Annotated in this window: 18 protein-coding genes; 9 read left to right on the top strand and 9 right to left on the bottom strand. The window is 63.5% G+C overall.

The window, feature by feature from the left end:
- Nucleotides 1–42: 42 nt before the first annotated feature.
- The 5 genes from DL1_RS06435 to rpiA all read right to left on the bottom strand — a co-directional run bounded on the left by DL1_RS06435 (nt 43) and on the right by rpiA (nt 4,811).
- Nucleotides 43–231 (bottom strand): DUF2065 family protein, encoded by a 189-nt coding sequence (locus DL1_RS06435; RefSeq protein ID WP_038063961.1) that lies wholly within the window; start codon nt 229–231, stop codon nt 43–45.
- A complete protein-coding gene (hflC, locus tag DL1_RS06430) occupies nt 231–1,298 on the bottom strand; it encodes a protease modulator HflC (RefSeq protein WP_051693372.1) in 1,068 nt (355 codons plus the stop codon). The genes DL1_RS06435 and hflC overlap by 1 nt, the downstream gene beginning before the upstream one ends.
- On the bottom strand, nt 1,298–2,482 hold the full coding sequence (gene hflK / locus DL1_RS06425; protein ID WP_038063960.1) for an FtsH protease activity modulator HflK: 1,185 nt from the start codon (nt 2,480–2,482) through the stop codon (nt 1,298–1,300). Before hflK ends, hflC begins: the two co-directional genes overlap by 1 nt.
- Before the next feature lie 55 nt (nt 2,483–2,537).
- Entirely contained in the window at nt 2,538–3,893 is a 1,356-nt protein-coding gene (gene gor, locus DL1_RS06420; protein WP_038063958.1) for a glutathione-disulfide reductase, read from the bottom strand.
- A gap of 132 nt (nt 3,894–4,025) precedes the next feature.
- Nucleotides 4,026–4,811 (bottom strand): ribose-5-phosphate isomerase RpiA, encoded by a 786-nt coding sequence (gene rpiA, locus DL1_RS06415; RefSeq protein ID WP_038063955.1) that lies wholly within the window; start codon nt 4,809–4,811, stop codon nt 4,026–4,028.
- 319 nt (nt 4,812–5,130) lie between these two features.
- Here rpiA and DL1_RS06410 point away from each other — a divergent pair, with 319 nt between their 5' ends.
- Nucleotides 5,131–6,510, top strand: coding sequence for an L-serine ammonia-lyase (locus DL1_RS06410; protein WP_038064110.1), 1,380 nt, complete (start codon nt 5,131–5,133; stop codon nt 6,508–6,510).
- Between the two features lie 33 nt (nt 6,511–6,543).
- Here the strand turns inward: DL1_RS06410 and DL1_RS06405 are convergent, their stop codons facing one another.
- The 3 genes from DL1_RS06405 to DL1_RS06395 form a co-directional block, all read right to left on the bottom strand.
- The gene (locus tag DL1_RS06405) at nt 6,544–7,137 is read right to left on the bottom strand and encodes a retropepsin-like aspartic protease family protein (RefSeq protein WP_038063953.1); all 594 of its coding nucleotides are present in this window, start codon (nt 7,135–7,137) and stop codon (nt 6,544–6,546) included.
- Between the two features lie 69 nt (nt 7,138–7,206).
- Nucleotides 7,207–7,845 carry a MarC family protein gene (locus tag DL1_RS06400; protein WP_038063951.1) on the bottom strand — a complete coding sequence of 213 codons (639 nt, stop codon included), beginning with the start codon at nt 7,843–7,845 and terminating at the stop codon, nt 7,207–7,209.
- Between the two features lie 24 nt (nt 7,846–7,869).
- Nucleotides 7,870–8,277 (bottom strand): helix-turn-helix transcriptional regulator, encoded by a 408-nt coding sequence (locus tag DL1_RS06395; RefSeq protein ID WP_051693370.1) that lies wholly within the window; start codon nt 8,275–8,277, stop codon nt 7,870–7,872.
- Between the two features lie 194 nt (nt 8,278–8,471).
- Between DL1_RS06395 and tatA the strand changes: the two genes are divergently transcribed.
- The 8 genes from tatA (at nt 8,472) to DL1_RS06355 (ending at nt 16,027) form a co-directional block, all read left to right on the top strand.
- Nucleotides 8,472–8,696, top strand: coding sequence for a twin-arginine translocase TatA/TatE family subunit (gene tatA / locus DL1_RS06390; protein ID WP_038063949.1), 225 nt, complete (start codon nt 8,472–8,474; stop codon nt 8,694–8,696).
- Nucleotides 8,697–8,765: 69 nt separating this feature from the next.
- On the top strand, nt 8,766–9,407 hold the full coding sequence (tatB, locus tag DL1_RS06385) for a Sec-independent protein translocase protein TatB (RefSeq protein ID WP_038063947.1): 642 nt from the start codon (nt 8,766–8,768) through the stop codon (nt 9,405–9,407).
- On the top strand, nt 9,404–10,273 hold the full coding sequence (tatC, locus tag DL1_RS06380) for a twin-arginine translocase subunit TatC (protein WP_038063944.1): 870 nt from the start codon (nt 9,404–9,406) through the stop codon (nt 10,271–10,273). The genes tatB and tatC overlap by 4 nt, the downstream gene beginning before the upstream one ends.
- Nucleotides 10,270–11,112 carry an ATP-binding protein gene (locus DL1_RS06375; RefSeq protein ID WP_038063942.1) on the top strand — a complete coding sequence of 281 codons (843 nt, stop codon included), beginning with the start codon at nt 10,270–10,272 and terminating at the stop codon, nt 11,110–11,112. Before tatC ends, DL1_RS06375 begins: the two co-directional genes overlap by 4 nt.
- Nucleotides 11,113–11,218: 106 nt before the next feature.
- Nucleotides 11,219–11,917, top strand: coding sequence for a type 1 glutamine amidotransferase (locus tag DL1_RS06370; RefSeq protein WP_038063941.1), 699 nt, complete (start codon nt 11,219–11,221; stop codon nt 11,915–11,917).
- A gap of 3 nt (nt 11,918–11,920) precedes the next feature.
- The gene (locus tag DL1_RS06365) at nt 11,921–13,276 is read left to right on the top strand and encodes a glutamine synthetase family protein (protein ID WP_038063939.1); all 1,356 of its coding nucleotides are present in this window, start codon (nt 11,921–11,923) and stop codon (nt 13,274–13,276) included.
- 3 nt (nt 13,277–13,279) lie between these two features.
- The gene (locus DL1_RS06360; RefSeq protein WP_038063937.1) at nt 13,280–14,581 is read left to right on the top strand and encodes an NAD(P)/FAD-dependent oxidoreductase; all 1,302 of its coding nucleotides are present in this window, start codon (nt 13,280–13,282) and stop codon (nt 14,579–14,581) included.
- 156 nt (nt 14,582–14,737) lie between these two features.
- Complete coding sequence (locus DL1_RS06355) at nt 14,738–16,027, top strand: DUF3422 family protein (protein ID WP_038063936.1); 1,290 nt, start codon at nt 14,738–14,740, stop codon at nt 16,025–16,027.
- 36 nt (nt 16,028–16,063) lie between these two features.
- Here the strand turns inward: DL1_RS06355 and DL1_RS06350 are convergent, their stop codons facing one another.
- On the bottom strand, nt 16,064–16,891 hold the full coding sequence (locus DL1_RS06350; protein ID WP_038063934.1) for an aldo/keto reductase: 828 nt from the start codon (nt 16,889–16,891) through the stop codon (nt 16,064–16,066).
- Between the last annotated feature and the right edge of the window lie 60 nt (nt 16,892–16,951).

Raw genomic sequence — 16,951 nt, 5'->3', positions numbered from 1 at the left:
CTCGATGCAGGAAATTGCAGTCGATGGTCTTTGCAGGGGCCCTTAGGCTGCGCGCAGCGCCCAGAGCAATGCCGTGCCCGCGGCAAGCGCTATCAGTCCAAGCGTGCGCCGCCCCGACGGGCCCAGAGCGCGCAGGAATTCCAGCGCCTGCTCGATACGCGAAGGGGCCAGCGCAAGCGCCAGCCCCTCGATCACAAGGACCAGTCCCAGACCGGTCAGTAGCTCTGCCATCACTGGCTCGCGGATCCCGCGCCGGTCGCGCTGGAGCCACCGGTGGCCGGTGCCGTCGTCGCAGCCGGTTGATCGGCGGGCGGCGAGGGGGCTTCGGTGCTTTGCGCCTTGCGCAGAGCCGCATTGGCCGCATCGACCGCGGCCTTCTCGGCTGCATCATCTTGCGCAGCGGAGATCTGGCGCGGCGACATCGGCTGCTCACCGATCGATTTCAGGAACCGATCATAGTCGAAATACAGGCTGTCGGGCTGGGTCACCAGCGACGAGGTCTGTTTCTGCATCGACTGCGTGTAGAACTGCAGCGCGCGGCTGAACGCGAAGAAGCTCGGATCTTTGCTATAGGCATCGGCATAGATCTTGTTGGCCGTCGCATCTGCCTCACCGCGGATCACCTCGGCCTCTTTCTGAGCCTGCGAGGTCACCTCGACCACGGTCCGGTCTGCGGTGGCCCGCACGCGCTGAGCGGCCTCTGCGCCACGTGCGCGCTCGTCTGCCGCTTCGCGCTCCCGCTCGGCCCGCATCCGGGCATAGGTTGCCGAGAGGTTCTGGTCAGGCAGATCGGTCCGCGTCAGGCGCACATCGATGACGTCAACACCCAGCGAGGCGGCCTCTTTGCGCGCCAGATCGCGGATCTGGTTCATCAGCGGCGTCCGGTCCTTCGAGAGCACCGCCGTCGAGGGCACGGAGCCCAGAACTTCGCGGATTTTCGCGGTGAGCAGGCGATCAAGACGCATACGCGCCCCTTCTTCGCCCGAGGCGCCCACGGCCTCACGGAAGCGCACCAGATCGGTGATGCGCCAGCGCGCGAAGGCATCGACCACAAGACGGCGATCGTCGAGCGGCGTGACTTCGAGCGGCTGGGTCGTCAGGCTCAGGATCCGGTCGTCATATTGCACGACCGTGTCGATCAGCGGGAGCTTGAAAGCCAATCCCGGCTCGGTGCGCACTTGGTTCACCTGACCGAAACGCAGCACCAGCGCCTTGTGCTTCTCGTCCACGACGAAGAACGAGTTCAGCCCGAGTGCCACGAGGATCACAAGAACTGCGATTGCAAAAGGTCCACGCATTAGTTGCTCCCCCCGGTTTTGGTTGCGGTTTTGCTGCTGGTCGTGCTGCTATCGCCTTGCGGGCGTAGCTGATCGAGCGGCAGATAGGGAATGACGCCACTGCTGCCGTCCTTGCTGTCCACGATGGTCTTGTCGAGACCTGCAAGCAGGCGTCCCATCGTTTCGTAGAACATCCGGCGTTTGGTCACAGCGGGGGCTTTCTCGTATTCCGTCAGGATCGAGTTGAAGCGGGCGGCGTCACCTTCGGCGGCATTCACCGTCTTGGCGCGGTAGCCTTCGGCCTCTTCCTTGACCTGAGCGGCCTCACCACGCGCACCTGCCGTCACGGTGTTTGCGTATTTATCCGCCTCTTTTTCCAGACGATCCCGTTCTTGCTGGGCGGCCTGCACTTCGCGGAAGCTGTCGATCACCTCGGAGGGCGGATCGGCGCGGTTGAAGTTGACCCGGACGATATTGATGCCCGCGCCGTAGCTGTCGAGCGTCTGCTGCACAGCCGTTTGCAGATCGGCTGCGATCACGCCGCGGTCACGGTTCAGGACCGGAGCCAATTCCGAGCGCGCGATGATGTCGCGCATCGCGGATTCCGAGACGGCACGGATCGTGCCCTGCGGATCGGCAAGGTTGAACAGATATTTGGCGGGGTCCTTGATGTTCCAGACAACCTGGAACTCCAGATCGACGATGTTCTGATCGCCGGTCAGCATCAGACCACTGTCATTCGTGCCAGCGCTGCCCGAACCGATATCAACCGTTTGTTCGCGGGTGATCGGCACCTTGGTATAGGTCACGACCGGCCAAGGCGCGAAGTTCAGGCCCGGACCTTTGGTCGCCACATAGCGCCCGAACATCAGCTCGACCGAGCGGCTGCCCTGATTGACTTTGTAGAAGGACGAAAAGACCCAGATCGCGGCGATCACGATCACCGCAAGAATAACAACCATCTTGGTGGGGAAGGGGCCACCGCCGCCGCCCGTGGGACGATTGCCGCCCCCCTTGCCGCCGCGACCGCCCATCAGCACCTTGAGCTGCTCGGAGCCCTTGCGCATGAAATCCTCGATTTCCGGGATTTGGCCGCCGCCTTCGCCGGGACGCCGCTGACCAGGGCGATTGTTGTCGCGCGGCTCTTTGCGGTCATCCCCGCCATCGCCGCCGCTTCCTCCGCCCCAAGGGCCTCCGTTGCTCATGTGGTCCTCACCTTTCCGTTATCTCTGGGAACACTTGGGCATTCCGCGCGTGAATTCAATATTGTCTTGCAGGCTTACGCATGGTTACCAGCTCTTCCGCCATTGTCGGATGAACTGCGCAAGTCGCGTCAAACTGTTCCTTTGTGGCGCCCATCTTCATGGCGATCGCAACCATCTGGATCATCTCGCCCGCGTCGGGTGCGACGATATGACAGCCCAAGACCGCACGGCTGTCGCGACACACGATGAGCTTCATCAGCACGCGCGCATCCGCACCCGCAAAGGCCGAGCGCATCGGCTTGAAGCTCGAAACGTAGATCTCCGTCTGGCCGCGCTCTTCGGCTTGGGCCTCGGTGATGCCGCAGGTGCCGAATTCCGGCTGGGTGAAGACCGCAGAGGCGATCAGCTCGTGATCCATCTGGCGCGCCATGCCCCCAAAGACGGTGTCGGCAAAGGCATGCCCCTCGCGGATCGCGACCGGCGTAAGGTTGACGCGGTTTGTCACATCGCCCACGGCATAGATCGAGGGGATGTTGGTTTGCGACCATTCGTCCACCAAGACTTCGCCGCGCTCACCCAGCGAGACCCCCGCCTGCTCAAGGCCAAGACCCTCGGTATAGGGCGTGCGGCCCGTGGCATAGACCACCGTATCAAAGACCTCTTCACGACCCTCGCCGCAGGTGACCTGTAAGCCATCCTCGGTCTTCTTGATTTCGGTGATCACGGTGTGAGTGTGGATCTCGATGCCGCCCGCCTGCATCTGATCGACGATCAGATCGCGCGCCTCAGTGTCGAATTCACGCAGCAGGGGGGAGCGGTTATATTGCGTGACCTTAACGCCCAATCCATTGAGGATGCAGGCGAATTCACAGGCGATATAGCCGCCGCCGACGATCAGGATACGCTTGGGCAGCGCGTCGAGCTTGAAGATGTCGTTGGAAGTCAGGACATGCTCGCAGCCCGGGAAATCGGGCACGAAGGGGCGTCCGCCGGTGGCCACGAGGATATGTTTGGCCGAAACAGTGGAGCCATCCGCCAGCGTCACCTCATGCGCACCGCTGACCGTTGCGCGCTGATCGTAGAGCGTCACGCCCGCATTGGTCTGGCCGCGCCGGTAGATCGCCTCAAGCCGGTCCAGCTCGGCGTCGAGCTTGGTGCGAAAAGCGGTCCAGTCGAACTGGCCTTGATCGGCCGACCAGCCATAGGCGCGCGCTTCTTCGACCATTCCGGGCATCGTGGAGGCGAACACCATCAGCTTTTTGGGGACGCAGCCGCGGATCACGCAGGTGCCGCCCATGCGGTATTCCTCGGCCAGAGCCACCTTGGCGCCATGTTCCGAGGCCGCGATGCGCGCCGCGCGCACGCCACCCGAGCCGCCGCCGATGACAAAAAGATCGTAATCGAAGTTCATGAACCCTGTCCTTCTTTTGGTCCGCGCCAACAGGGCTTAGCTGCCCATCGCCACGGGGGCAAGGCGCGGGGCCGTGTCGCGGGGGCACGTGCGATGTCCCCGGAAGTAAGCGGCCCGTTTCGCGGGGGGGGGTTAGTCGAGGTCGGCGAAGATATTGTCATCCTCGGCGAAGGTGACCTGTTCTTCGGATACCGAGCCCTCGTTGATATCGCGGACCTGTACTTTGCCATCGGCGCCGCCGATGATGACCTTGTCGCAGATATCGATGAAGAGGCCATTCTCGACCACGCCTGGGATCTGGTTGAGCACCAGTGCGAGTTGGCGAGCATTGCCGATCCGGTTGAGATGCAGATCGACGATGTAATTGCCCTCATCGGTGACATAGGGCTGCGAGCCGTTGAGCCGCAGCGTCGTCTGCCGGCCCAGCACATCCATCGATTCCAGCAATTCCTCGATCAGCGCGCGCGAGGTCTGCCAGCCGAAGGGGATCACCTCGACGGGCAGGGGGAAGCCGCCCAGATGGTTCACTTCCTTGGAGGCATCGGTGATCACGACCATCTGGTCGCTTGCGGTCGCCACGATCTTTTCTTGCAGCAGCGCGCCGCCACCGCCCTTGATCAGGTTCAGCTCGGGATCGAATTCATCGGCGCCGTCAATCGTGATATCAAGCCATTTCGCCTCGTCGAGCGAGACCACCTCGATGCCAACCTGCCGGGCCAGATCGGCGGTGCGCGTCGAGGTCGGGACGCCTTGCAGCTTCAGCCCTTCCTCGCGCACCCGCTCGCCCAGACAGCGCACCATCCATGCGGCGGTCGAGCCGGTTCCAAGCCCGACGCGCATGCCGTCTTCGATCAGGGCGACGGCACGGTGGGCGGCGGCGAATTTCGCCTTGTCGATGGGCGAGAGGTCGGCAGGCATCGGGGGACTCCAGGCAGCGTTGGACATATCTGAGGCCGCTTATAGGCAATCGAGCCCTCGCAAGCGAGTGTGAATCGCCCCAGAGGGGGGCGTGATAGCCCCTGAAATACGGGCATTCGGGCAAATCTGCCACGGTGCCCTAGGGTCCTTTGGGCCGGCTTGGGCGGGCGAGGGCGGCTCCTACCGGCACAAGAGACCGCCTTGGGGAGATTTTGCTTCGGGCGATGTCGGATTGCAGCGCGGGATGCCGCTTCCCGGCATTTGCCTTTGCGCATAGACGTGACAGGGTGAGGCGAATGTGGACGAAAGGCAGGCCGTGATGTTTCTGAGCGTGTTCGATATGTTCAAGATCGGAGTGGGGCCGTCGTCCTCGCATACGATGGGGCCGATGGTGGCGGGCGCGCGCTTTCTCGACACGCTGCGCCGCTCTCCGTTTACGGCCCAAAGGCTGCGGGTGCGGCTGCACGGCTCGCTGGCCTTCACCGGCAAGGGTCATGCGACGGATCGGGCAAGCATTCTGGGCCTCGCGGGCTTTACGCCCGAGGCTTATGACCGCGATACCGCCGATGCCGCTTTGGCGGCCAATGCGCGCGACGGTCGGCTCTGCCCGCCGGGACTGTCGCCAATGGGGTTCGATCCCGAAACGGATCTGGTCTTTGACTATGGCCCGCCCTTATCGGGCCATGCCAACGGCATGGTGATCTCGGCGCTCGACGGGCAGGGCGATGTGCTGTTTCAGGAAACCTATTACTCGATCGGTGGTGGCTTCGTGCGCACGCAGAGCGAGCTGGAAGCCGTGGACGACGCGGCCCGCGATGCGCCCTCGCCGGTGCCGTTCCCGTTTCGCACCGCCGATGAGATGCTGTCGATGGCGCAGGCCTCGGGGCTGAGCATTGCGCAGATGAAGCGGCGCAACGAGCTGCGCTTTTGCGATGCGCAAGAGCTGGAGGCCGGGATCGCCAAGATCTGGGCCACGATGCGCGATTGCATTGAGCGCGGGCTGACCGCCGAGGGCGAGTTGCCCGGCGGGCTGCGCGTCAAGCGGCGCGCGAAGGCGATCCATGAGAGCCTGCGCGCCGATTGGGGCCGAAACCTCACCCCGCCGCATCAGATCAATGACTGGATCTCGGCCTATGCGATGGCGGTGAATGAGGAAAACGCAGCCGGGGGGCAGGTGGTGACAGCGCCCACCAACGGCGCGGCGGGGGTGATCCCGGCGGTGATCCGCTACTGGCTGGACCACGTGCCTCAGGCGAGTAGTTCGCAGATCCCCGATTTCTTGCTGACCGCTGCGGCGGTGGGCGGGCTGATCAAGACGAACGCCTCGATCTCGGGGGCGGAATGCGGCTGTCAGGCCGAGGTCGGTTCGGCTGCGGCCATGGCGGCGGCGGGCATGGCGGCGGTGCTGGGCGGCACGCCGACCCAGATCGAGAACGCCGCCGAGATCGCGCTGGAGCATCATCTGGGCATGACCTGCGATCCGGTGAAAGGGCTGGTGCAAGTGCCCTGTATCGAGCGCAACGGGCTTGGCGCGATCAAGGCGATTTCGGCCGCGAGCCTTGCGCTGCGCGGCGATGGCACGCATTTCGTGCCCCTCGATTCCGCGATCGAGACGATGCGTCAGACGGGCCGCGACATGCATGAGCATTACAAGGAAACGAGCCTTGGCGGGCTGGCGGTCAACGTGCCCAATTGCTGAAAGGCGAGGGCTCGCGTGCCTTTGGTTTGGCCGCTACCGCTCCAGCACCAACTGGCCGCGCGAAAACTCGACCTTAGCGAATTTCGTCAGATAGGTCATGCCCAGAAGCGACGTGCTCATCTCGCCGCGATTGACCACCGCGCGCAGGTTCTGGTCGTGGATCGGGCCGAGATCGAAGCTCTTGATGCGGATGGGTGCCGTGGCCACGATCCCGTTCGCGGTCGAGGCCTGCCCGATATAGGCCAGCCCCTCGGTGTCGATGCCTGCGCGTTGCGCGGCGCGCTGGGTCAACACGATCCGGCTCGCCCCGGTATCGACCACGAAGCGCACAGGCGTGCCATTGACCTGCGCGGTCAGGTAGTAATGCCCGTCGGGCGCCTGATCCACCACGATGCGCCCATCGCGCATGACCGCCTGATCGGGCACCGTGACCTGACGCTGAATGTCGGACCACAGGCCTGCGCCTGCCAGAACCCCCATGAAGATCAGCCCCCAGACGGCAGCATGCTGCAAGGTCTTGCCGGGACGGCGGAACAGCTCGAGCACGACGTAGCCGCCCACCGCCACCAAAAGCAGACCCAGATAGAGCAACCGCCCGCCATACTCGCTAAAAATCGTGTCCAACATCGGATCCCCTGACACCCCGCACCTATCTTGAATGTAGGCAGGTCGCAGTGGGTTTCCCAGAGGGTGCGACTATCCTGACAGCCCCATCAATCCGGCACCGCGCAGACCGTCGAGGATGAACTGCACCGCGAGAGCGGCCAGCAGCATCCCCAGCAGTCGGGTGACCACCATCGTGCCGGTGCGCCCCAGCGCGCGCTCGATCGGTGAGGCCAGCAGGAACATCACCATCACGCAGCCCAGCACCGCCGCCATCACCAGCAGCACAGCGAGCACATTGACCCAATCGCCGCCATCGCGCCCGGCCAGCAGGATCATCGTGGCCATTGCGCCGGGGCCTGCGATCAGGGGCGTGGCCAGCGGGAAGACGGAGGGGTCTTGCTCGGGCTCGTCCTCGTAATCCTCGCCTTGCTTTTCGCGCCGCTTCGTGCGCCGCTCGAACAACATGTCGAGCGCGGTCAGGAACAGAAGGATACCGCCCGCAATGCGGAAGGCGGGCATCGAGATCCCGATCCCGGCGAGGATATTGTCGCCAAAGATCCCGAACAGTGTCAGCAAGATCGCCCCGATCGCGATCGCGCGGATTGCGATGCGCAGGCGCGCGCGGGCATCGAAGCCCGGCGTGAGCGCCACGAAAACCGGCGTCAGCCCGATCGGGTCGACAATGACGAACAGGGTCACGAAAGCGGTGATATATTCGGCGCCTGACACGGATCCTCCGGGGTTTTTCGCAACCTAGCCTCTTGGCGGGTCGTCCGCCAGCCCCGGATCGGGCGCGTCGGCTGTCTCGGGTGGCGCGGCGCTTTGGGCGGGGGGCAGGGCGATGCGGATCTTGGCGGCAAGGCTTGCAGCGCCCGCCGCGATTTGCGGATCGCTGACCTGCTCGGCCAGCACCAGAAGATGATCGAGCGCGGCCATCTCTTCGCGCGTCAGCACCAGCGCGGGCAAGGCCACGGCGCGCCGGAGGATATAACCCACACCTCGCTCTCCCTCGACGGGCACGCCATAGGCCGAGATCTCGGCCATATCGCGCCAGATCGTGCGCTCGGAGACGCCCAGCTCTGCGGCAAGGTCACGGGCGCGGTGCATTTTTCCGTCGCGCAGAATTGCGATGATCTGTTGCAGCCGCTCGTCGCGGGTCATCGGGGGGAGCTCCTGACAGTTTGTTGTCGGTTGACCCTAGCTGCTTCGAGGGCAACTGACAATGAACTGTCAGTAACCTGCGCCCTGGGCCGTGGCGGGGGCCGAATTTGTCTAGGATCGCGCAGAACATGGGCCTAAATGATGAACCTGAATGTAGGGTATGGGCGGCGGGCCCGTGCCAGAGGGAGAAGACAATGCTTAACAATATCGGCCTTCCTGGCCTGTTGCTGATCGCGGTCGTGGTTCTGGTGCTGTTCGGGCGCGGCAAGATTTCCTCGCTGATGGGCGAAGTCGGCAAGGGGATCACGTCCTTCAAGAAAGGCGTGAAAGACGGCACCGACGAGATCGAGAACGCCTCGAATGACGACGATGCGCAGGTTCGTGACGTCACGCCGAAAGCGGATAAAGACAAGGTCTGAGACCGCAGGTGCGTCCCGTCGCAGATGGGATGCTTTCTCGATAGCTGTGGCCGGAGGGCCTGAATTCGCATGTTCGATATCGGATGGAGTGAGCTTCTTGTGATCGGCGTTGTGGCGCTGATTGTGGTGGGGCCAAAAGACCTGCCCAAGATGTTTCATCAGCTTGGCCGGTTCACCGCCAAGGCCAAATCCATGGCGCGCGAGTTCTCCTCCGCGATGGAGGATGCGGCGAAGGATAGCGGTCTCGATGAAGCCGCGGGCTCGGTGCGCGATCTGAAATCGTTGACCTCGAAAAAGGCGCTCGGTCTTGATGCGCTGGAGCGGGCCGCGGATAGTTTCGAGAAATGGGACCCCAAGGCGCCGAGCGCCCGGTCCAAGACCGCAGGGCTGGTTCCGGACCCGGAGGCCGCGCCGCCCAAACCGGCATCCGCGCTGGCCGAGACCGCGACGGAATCCGTTGCGAAGGACACCGCCGCCCCGGCTGCAAAGCCTGCCGCCAAGACCGGCACGGCGCGTAAACCTGCGGCGGCGAAGAAGCCTGCCGCCAAGAAACCCGCTGCCAAAGCCGCGTCGAAATCGACCACGGGTAAAACAACAGCAGCGAAACCGGCAGCCGCTAAGACGACAGCCGCGAAATCTGCCACGGCCAAGAAACCGGCGGCCAAGAAGGCCAAGGCTGCGAAAGCCGCGCCCAAGAAGGACCAAGCATGAGCGATCAGGATGAGATGGAGATGGAAGGCAGCGCCGCGCCGCTGATCGAGCATCTCGCTGAACTGCGCACGCGCATCCTTTACTCGCTTGCTGCGTTCATCGCCGCGATGGTTGTGTGCTACGCGGTCTGGAACCCGATCTTCAATTTCCTGACCCATCCGGTCTGTACCGCGCTTGAGAGCCGGGGCGAGGCCTGCGGGTTGTATCTGATCAAGCTGCAAGAAGGCTTCTTCGTCGCGATCAATATCTCCTTCCTCGGGGGCTTTGCACTGTCCTTCCCGGTGATCGCGTTCCAGATGTGGCGCTTCGTGGCGCCGGGGCTCTACAAGAATGAGAAATCGGCCTTTCTGCCGTTCCTGATCGCCTCGCCGGTCATGTTCTTCCTGGGCGCGGCCTTTGCTTATTACGTGATCCTGCCGCTGGCCTTCAATTTCTTCCTTGGCTTCCAGCAAGGTGAGATCGGGGCGCATACGGGCCATAACGAGATGGCCTCGATCGGGTTTCAGGGCTCGGTGCAGGAGTATCTCTCGCTCACCATCAAATTCGTGATGGCTTTCGGGATCTGCTTCCAGCTTCCGGTTCTTCTGTCGCTGATGGGTAAGGCAGGGCTGGTCTCGTCGCAGGGGCTGGGGGCGATGCGCAAATATGCGGTCGTGGCGATCCTGATCGTGGCTGCCATTGCGACTCCGCCCGATGTGATCAGTCAGGTCATCCTGTTCACCGTGGTCTATGGTCTTTATGAGATTTCGATCCAGCTGGTGAAACGGATCGAGAAGACCCGCGAGGCCCGGATGCGCGCCGAGGGCACTTGGATCGACCTCGATGACGAGGATGAGGGCGAAGGCGAAGACGAGGGACGGCTGTGAACGACACGACATTGACCCGGATCGCCGAGGCGCTTGAGCGCCTCGCACCCGCCCCCCAGCCTGCGCCCGATTTCACAAGCGCCGAGGCCTATATCTGGCACACCGCGCCCGACCGTTTGGAGCCCGTGGCGCGGGTGTCGCGCGTCGATCTGGGGCTGCTGCATGGCATTGACCGGGCGCGCGACACGCTGCTGGCCAACACGCTGCAATTCGCGCGCGGAGCGGCTGCGAATAACGCGCTGCTTTGGGGCGCGCGCGGCATGGGGAAATCCTCGCTGGTGAAGGCGGCCCATGCGGCCGCGGTTGCTGAGGGCCTGCCGCTCAAGCTGGTGGAGCTGGCCCGCGAGGATCTGCCCTCGGTCGGCCGGCTTTTGGCGCATCTGCGCGCGGCCCCGGGAATGCGGTTCATCCTGTTTTGCGACGATCTGAGCTTTTCGAATGACGATCAGCATTACAAATCGCTCAAGGCGGTGCTGGATGGCGGGATCGAGGGGCGGCCCGACAACGTGATCCTCTATGCCACCTCGAACCGCCGTCACCTGATGCCGCGCGACATGATCGAGAATGAGCGCTCGACGGCGATCAACCCCTCTGAGGCGGTCGAAGAGAAAGTCTCGCTCTCGGATCGGTTCGGGCTTTGGCTGGGCTTCCACGCCTGCGGTCAGGATGCCTATCTTGCGATGATCAAGGGCTATTGCGAGGCCTATGGGGTCTCTGTCGCGCCCGAGCAGTTGCGCGCCGAGGCGATCGAATGGCAGGCGACGCGCGGGGCGCGCTCTGGCCGGGTCGCGTGGCAGTTCTTCACCGATCTCGCGGGGCGGCACGGCGTGGCTCTGTAGCACGTTCGCGTGCAGGCGCGCGGCGTCCCCCTTGCGGCGGCTCGCGGGCCGCATTAGCCTCTCGCGCAGTGGCGGGTTTCCCCGCAGACAAGCGTGCGGAGACGTTATGAAAATCGGAATCCTTCAAACCGGCCAAGCGCCCGACGTATTGCGCGAGGCCTCGGGGGATTACCCGGATATGTTCGAAACCCTGCTCGAAGGGCGCGGGTTGCGGTTCATCCGCTACGATGTCGAACATATGGAGTTGCCCGCCGATGTGCATGACGCGGAGGGCTGGCTGATCACCGGATCGCGCCACGGCGCCTATGAAGATCACCCCTTCATCGCGCCGCTTGAAGAGTTCATCCGCAAGGCTGTTGCCGAAGGCGTGCCGCTTGTCGGCATCTGCTTTGGGCATCAGATCATTGCGCAGGCGCTGGGCGGTAAGGTCGAGAAATATCAGGGCGGCTGGGCTGTCGGTCCGCAGGTCTATGATTTCGGGGGCGAGGCGATCACGCTCAACGCTTGGCACCAAGATCAGGTGACGGAGCTGCCCCCCGGTGCCCGACCGCTCGCGCAGAATGAGTTTTGTGCCTATCCGGCGCTGATCTATTCGGATCGCGCCTTCACGGTGCAGGCGCATCCTGAATTTCGCGACGAATTTGTCGAGGGTCTGATGGCCGCGCGGGGGCGTGGTGTCGTGCCCGAACCCGTTATGCAGGCCGCAGCCCAACGGCTCGGCAAGCCCAACGGCGCGCAGCGTATCGCCGCCATGATTGCCGAGTTTTTCTTGCAAGACAGGGTGCGCGCGCACCCGGAAAGCTGACAGATGAAAGATTGGACCAAGCAGATCCCGAAAGCCGCCCGTGAGTATCTCGAAGGGCGCAGGCTGGATGAGGTGGAGTGCATCGTCGCCGATATTGCAGGCGTTGCCCGGGGCAAGGCGATGCCGGCCTCGAAATTCCAGTTTCAGGACCAGTTCTTCCTGCCCAATTCGATCTTTTTGCAAACGATCACCGGCGAGTGGACCGACAACCCTTCGGGGGCGTTCACCGAGCCGGATATGATCCTCAAGCCCGATTTCTCGACCGCGACGGCCGCGCCTTGGACCGCGGATTGGACCTTGCAGATCATCCATGATGTCGAGGATCAGCAGGGCAATCCGGTGCCAATCGCGCCGCGCAACGTGCTCAAACGCGTCGTGGCGCTTTATGAGGCTGAGGGTTGGAAGCCGGTCGTGGCGCCGGAGATGGAATTCTTCTTGGTCGCGCGCAATGTCGATCCGAACCAGCCGATCATTCCGCCGATGGGGCGCTCGGGGCGCCGGGCGGCAGCCAAGCAGGCCTATTCGATGTCGGCGGTCGATGAATATGGCAAGGTGATCGACGATATCTATGACTTTGCCGAGGCGCAGGGCCTTGAGATCGACGGGATCTTGCAAGAAGGCGGCGCGGGCCAGATCGAGATCAACCTTGCCCATGGCGATCCGGTGACGCTGGCCGATGAGATCTTCTACTTCAAGCGTCTGATCCGCGAGGCGGCGCTGCGCCATGATTGCTTTGCCACGTTCATGGCCAAGCCGATCGAGGGCGAACCGGGCTCGGCGATGCATATCCACCAGTCGGTGATCGACATTAAGACCGGCGATAACATCTTTTCGCAAAAGGATGGCGGCGAAACCGAAGCCTTCATGCATTGCATCGCAGGGCTGCAAACGCATCTGCCCTCGGTGATCGCGCTGCTTGCGCCCTATGTGAACAGCTATCGCCGCTACGTTCCTGATTTCGCAGCGCCCATCAATCTTGAATGGGGCCGCGATAACCGCACGACGGGCCTGCGCGTGCCGATCTCGGGGCCGGGCGCGCGCCGCATCGAGAACCGTCTGGCGGGGATGGATTGCAACCCCTATCTGGGGCTCGCAGCGACGCTGGCCTGTGCCTATATCGGGCTCAAGCAGCGCCAGATGCCCAAGCCAGAATGTATCGGCGATGCCTATATGTCGGCCGAGGATGTGCCGGTAAACTTGGGCGATGCCTTGGATCTTTTCGCGGGCAACGAGGCCATTCAAGAGACATTGGGCACAGAGTTCTGCGCAGTCTATGAGGCGGTGAAACGCAACGAATACAAAGAGTTCTTGCAAGTCATCAGCCCGTGGGAGCGCGAGCATCTCTTGCTGAACGTGTGACCTATGGATCTGCTTTTCGCCAATGACAAACAGGGCGAGCACGCGCCGAGCTATTATGCCGCGACCGCGCTGAGCGACCGGCGCTGGCCCGAATTGACCGGGCAGAAGCGCTGCGATGTCTGTGTCGTGGGCGGCGGCTTTACCGGCCTGTCGGCGGCGCTGCATCTCGCGCAGCGCGGCTTTGGCGTGACGCTGCTTGAGGCGCATCGCGTGGGCTTTGGCGCCAGCGGGCGCAATGGCGGGCAGGTGGGCTCGGGGCAGCGGTTGGAGCAGGACGATCTGGAGGCCGAATACGGCCCCGCCACGGCCCGGCGGTTGTGGGATTTCGGAGAGGAAGCCAAGCAGCTTGTGCGCGACCTGATCGCCACGAACGAGATCCCGGTGACTTTTCATCCCGGCATTGTCCACGCCTGCCGGACGCAATCCGAGGTGGATCACTCAAAGGCGATGGCCGAGCGGCTGGCGCGCGACTACGGCTATGATCAGGTGACGCCGCTGGATCGCGACGCGCTGCGTGCCATTCTGCCCTCCGACGCCTATCTGGGCGGGGACATCGACCGAGGGGCGGGGCATCTTCATCCGCTCAACTATGCGCAGGGCCTCGCGCTGGCCTGCGAGCGGGCGGGGGTCACGATCCACGAGACCTCGCATGTCCATCACATCCGCCCCGGTGCGCCGCTGCGGGTCCAGACGCGCCACGGCCATGTCGAGGCCGATCACCTGATCTTCGCGGGCAATGGCTATCTGGGGCAGCTTGCCCCGCGCGTGGCCTCGCATGTGATGCCGATCAACAATTTCATCGTCGCAACGGAGCCCCTGGGCGAGCGCGTCTCCGAGGTCTTGCGCGAGAATGTCGCCGTGGCCGATACAAAGTTCGTGGTCAATTACTGGCGTCTGTCTGAAGATAACCGGCTGCTGTTCGGCGGCGGCGAAAGCTATGGCTACCGCTTTCCCGATATTCTCAAGACGGTGCGCAAGCCAATGCTCGAGGTCTATCCCGGGCTGGCCGATGCGCGGATCGATTATGCTTGGGGCGGCACGCTCGCGATCACCCGCTCGCGCATGCCCTATTTCGCGCGGCCCCTCAAAAACGCGCTCTCGGCGAGCGGTTTTTCGGGGCACGGGGTCGCCATGGCGACGCTCGCGGGCAAGATCATGGCTGAGGCCGTGGCCGGTCAGGCCGAGCGCTTCGATCTGATGGGTACGCTCAAGGTGCCCAGCTTCCCCGGTGGCGGCATGCTGCGCAGCCCGCTGCTCGCACTCGCCATGAGCTGGTACGCGATGCGCGACCGGATCGGGATCTGAGCGGCCAATAGCGCGCGGCTTTTGGCACAGGGCCGGGGGCGGCGCTTGTGACACAATTGCAAGACCTGCGTTTGCATATCTGAACGGGCTTGTTTTCAAGCTGGTATGGCGGGGCGTGCTCGATACGCTGCCTGGAATAGCTGCAGGACTGTTGCGATGGACCCGTTTGACGATCACCCTCAGCGCTATGCGCTGGTCAATGAGCTGCATGCCAGACCGTTCCCGCGGATCCCGGTGCCGGGACGTGCGCTCTATCTCGCCTTCAAAGAGCCGCATGATGCGGCCAATCGCGACCGTGCGAAAGATCACGCGCATCTGGTCGATCTGCTGACCCGCAGTGCCGCAGGCCTGCCCGAGCCGGGGATCACCCATTACGCGGGCGAGATCGGGCGGCATGCGCTGAAATGGGAAAGCCATACCGAATTCACGACCTACCTGGCCTTTGCGCCGGGCTGCGCCTCGCGGCCCTTCGATCCTGCCGAGACGGAGGTCTTTCCCAGAAGCTGGACGACGGCGGCGCCGGGCGGGCGGCTGGCTGCGGTGCAGATCCGCATCGAGACCTTGCCCGACGACCCCGCGTTGATCGAGCCGCTGCTGGACGACTGGTTCGTTCATGAAAGCCTTGTCTGCACCTGGGTGCTGGAAGAGGCGGTGGTGATCGCGGGTGATTTCCGGATCGATCCGAACGGCCAGATGCGATTTGCGCTTTTCGTGCGACCGGGCACCGGGGAGGACCGTGTCGGACGCGTGGTCCAGCGGATCTGCGAGCTGGAGACCTATCGGGCGATGTCGATGCTTGGGCTGTCGCGGGCGCGCAGCCTCTCGGAGCGGCTCAACGCGCTGGACCCAAAACTGAGCGAGCTGGTCGAGGGGATGGGCGATGATGCGCGCTCGGCCGAGCAGACGTTGCATCAGCTTTTGTCGATCTCAGCCGATCTCGAGAGCCTAGCGGTGCAGTTCTCGTTCCGCTTTTCCGCGACGGGCGCTTATGAGGCCATCGTGCGCGACCGGGTCGAGAGCCTGCGTGAGACGCGGTTCGGGGGACGGCAGATGCTCGGCGAGTTCATGGCGCGGCGCTATGATCCGGCGGTGCGTACCGTGAAATCCGCCGAAACCCGGCTGCAGCAGATGGCGGCGCGGGCCGCGCGCGCGGGGGAATTGCTGCGCACGCGTGTGGATGTGGAACGCTCGGCGCATAACCAGCAGGTGCTGGAAAGCATGGATCGCCGCGCGGATCTGCAATTGCGCCTGCAGCACACGGTCGAGGGGCTGTCGGTGGTTGCGATCAGCTATTACGCGGTCAGTCTTGCGGGTTATCTGGCCTATCCGGTCGCGCGGCATTTCGGCTTTAGCAAAGAGCTGATGATTGCGGGGCTGACGCCGGTGGTGATCGGCCTTGTGTGGCTGATGGTCCGGCGTATCCGCAAAGGCGTGGGCGGGCATTAGCGCGCCCACGCGGGTCTGTTTCAAAAGATCCGAAGCTTAGAAATCGGCGGTGGCCGGGTCCGACCCGATCCGCCCGTCGGCGGCGTCGAGATCCTTGATCCGGGCCATCTCCGCATCGGAAAGCTCGAAATCGAAGATCGTGATGTTTTCCCGCATCCGGTCGTGATTGGAACTTTTGGGGATTGTGATGCAGCCCAGTTGCACCTGCCAGCGCAGGATCACCTGCGCCACCGATTTGCCGTGACGCGAGGCGATCTCGGTCAGAACCGGGTTCGACAGCGCCTCGCCTTGGCCCAATGGCGACCAGCATTCGGTGGCGATGCCAAGCTTGGCGTGCGCGGCGCGCTGCGCTGATTGCTGGAAGCGCGGATGCAGCTCCACTTGGTTCAGCGCCGGGGTGATGCCGGTTTCGTCAATCAGGCGCTCAAGATGCTCGGGCAGGAAGTTCGACACGCCGATGGCGCGAATGCGGCCCTCCTGTTGCAGCTTCACGAAGGCCTTCCAAGTGTCGACATAGTGGCCCCGGTTGGGCATCGGCCAGTGGATCAGGTAAAGATCCAGCGTTTCGAGGCCCAGCTTGCCCATGCTCTCGTCAAAGGCACGCAGGGTCTCGTCATAGCCTTGGCGGTCATTCCAAAGCTTGGTGGTGATGAAGATCTCGTCGCGCGGCACGCCCGATTCCAAGATCCCGCGTCCGACGCCCGCTTCGTTGCCATAGGCGGCGGCGGTGTCGATATGACGATACCCGTTGTTGAGCGCGCTCATGATCAGGCCCGGGGTTTCCTCCTCGGGCATTTTCCAGACGCCAAGGCCCAACTGCGGGATCTTGGTGCCATCGTTGAGGGTGATCATCGGAACACTCATTGCCGTCTCCTTTGTGTCGTTGCTTGGCCAACAGGATAGGGCGACGGGTGGTTCCGGAAA

It is taken from the genome of Thioclava dalianensis (genome assembly GCF_000715505.1).
Classification (GTDB): domain Bacteria; phylum Pseudomonadota; class Alphaproteobacteria; order Rhodobacterales; family Rhodobacteraceae; genus Thioclava; species Thioclava dalianensis.
The sequence above is the reverse complement of the archived record's forward strand: the minus strand, read 5'-3'. Positions and strand labels throughout refer to the sequence as shown.

Coding starts and splice junctions, on each gene's coding strand:
- tatC (WP_038063944.1), top strand. CDS start 9,404: ATGAGCGATCAGGATGAGATGGAGATGGAAGGCAGCGCCGCGCCGCTG.
- tatA (WP_038063949.1), top strand. CDS start 8,472: ATGCTTAACAATATCGGCCTTCCTGGCCTGTTGCTGATCGCGGTCGTG.
- DL1_RS06435 (WP_038063961.1), bottom strand. CDS start 231: ATGGCAGAGCTACTGACCGGTCTGGGACTGGTCCTTGTGATCGAGGGG.
- DL1_RS06355 (WP_038063936.1), top strand. CDS start 14,738: ATGGACCCGTTTGACGATCACCCTCAGCGCTATGCGCTGGTCAATGAG.
- DL1_RS06370 (WP_038063941.1), top strand. CDS start 11,219: ATGAAAATCGGAATCCTTCAAACCGGCCAAGCGCCCGACGTATTGCGC.
- DL1_RS06350 (WP_038063934.1), bottom strand. CDS start 16,891: ATGAGTGTTCCGATGATCACCCTCAACGATGGCACCAAGATCCCGCAG.
- DL1_RS06410 (WP_038064110.1), top strand. CDS start 5,131: ATGTTTCTGAGCGTGTTCGATATGTTCAAGATCGGAGTGGGGCCGTCG.
- DL1_RS06405 (WP_038063953.1), bottom strand. CDS start 7,137: ATGTTGGACACGATTTTTAGCGAGTATGGCGGGCGGTTGCTCTATCTG.
- DL1_RS06365 (WP_038063939.1), top strand. CDS start 11,921: ATGAAAGATTGGACCAAGCAGATCCCGAAAGCCGCCCGTGAGTATCTC.
- rpiA (WP_038063955.1), bottom strand. CDS start 4,811: ATGCCTGCCGACCTCTCGCCCATCGACAAGGCGAAATTCGCCGCCGCC.
- DL1_RS06395 (WP_051693370.1), bottom strand. CDS start 8,277: ATGACCCGCGACGAGCGGCTGCAACAGATCATCGCAATTCTGCGCGAC.
- tatB (WP_038063947.1), top strand. CDS start 8,766: ATGTTCGATATCGGATGGAGTGAGCTTCTTGTGATCGGCGTTGTGGCG.
- DL1_RS06360 (WP_038063937.1), top strand. CDS start 13,280: ATGGATCTGCTTTTCGCCAATGACAAACAGGGCGAGCACGCGCCGAGC.
- hflC (WP_051693372.1), bottom strand. CDS start 1,298: ATGCGTGGACCTTTTGCAATCGCAGTTCTTGTGATCCTCGTGGCACTC.
- hflK (WP_038063960.1), bottom strand. CDS start 2,482: ATGAGCAACGGAGGCCCTTGGGGCGGAGGAAGCGGCGGCGATGGCGGG.
- gor (WP_038063958.1), bottom strand. CDS start 3,893: ATGAACTTCGATTACGATCTTTTTGTCATCGGCGGCGGCTCGGGTGGC.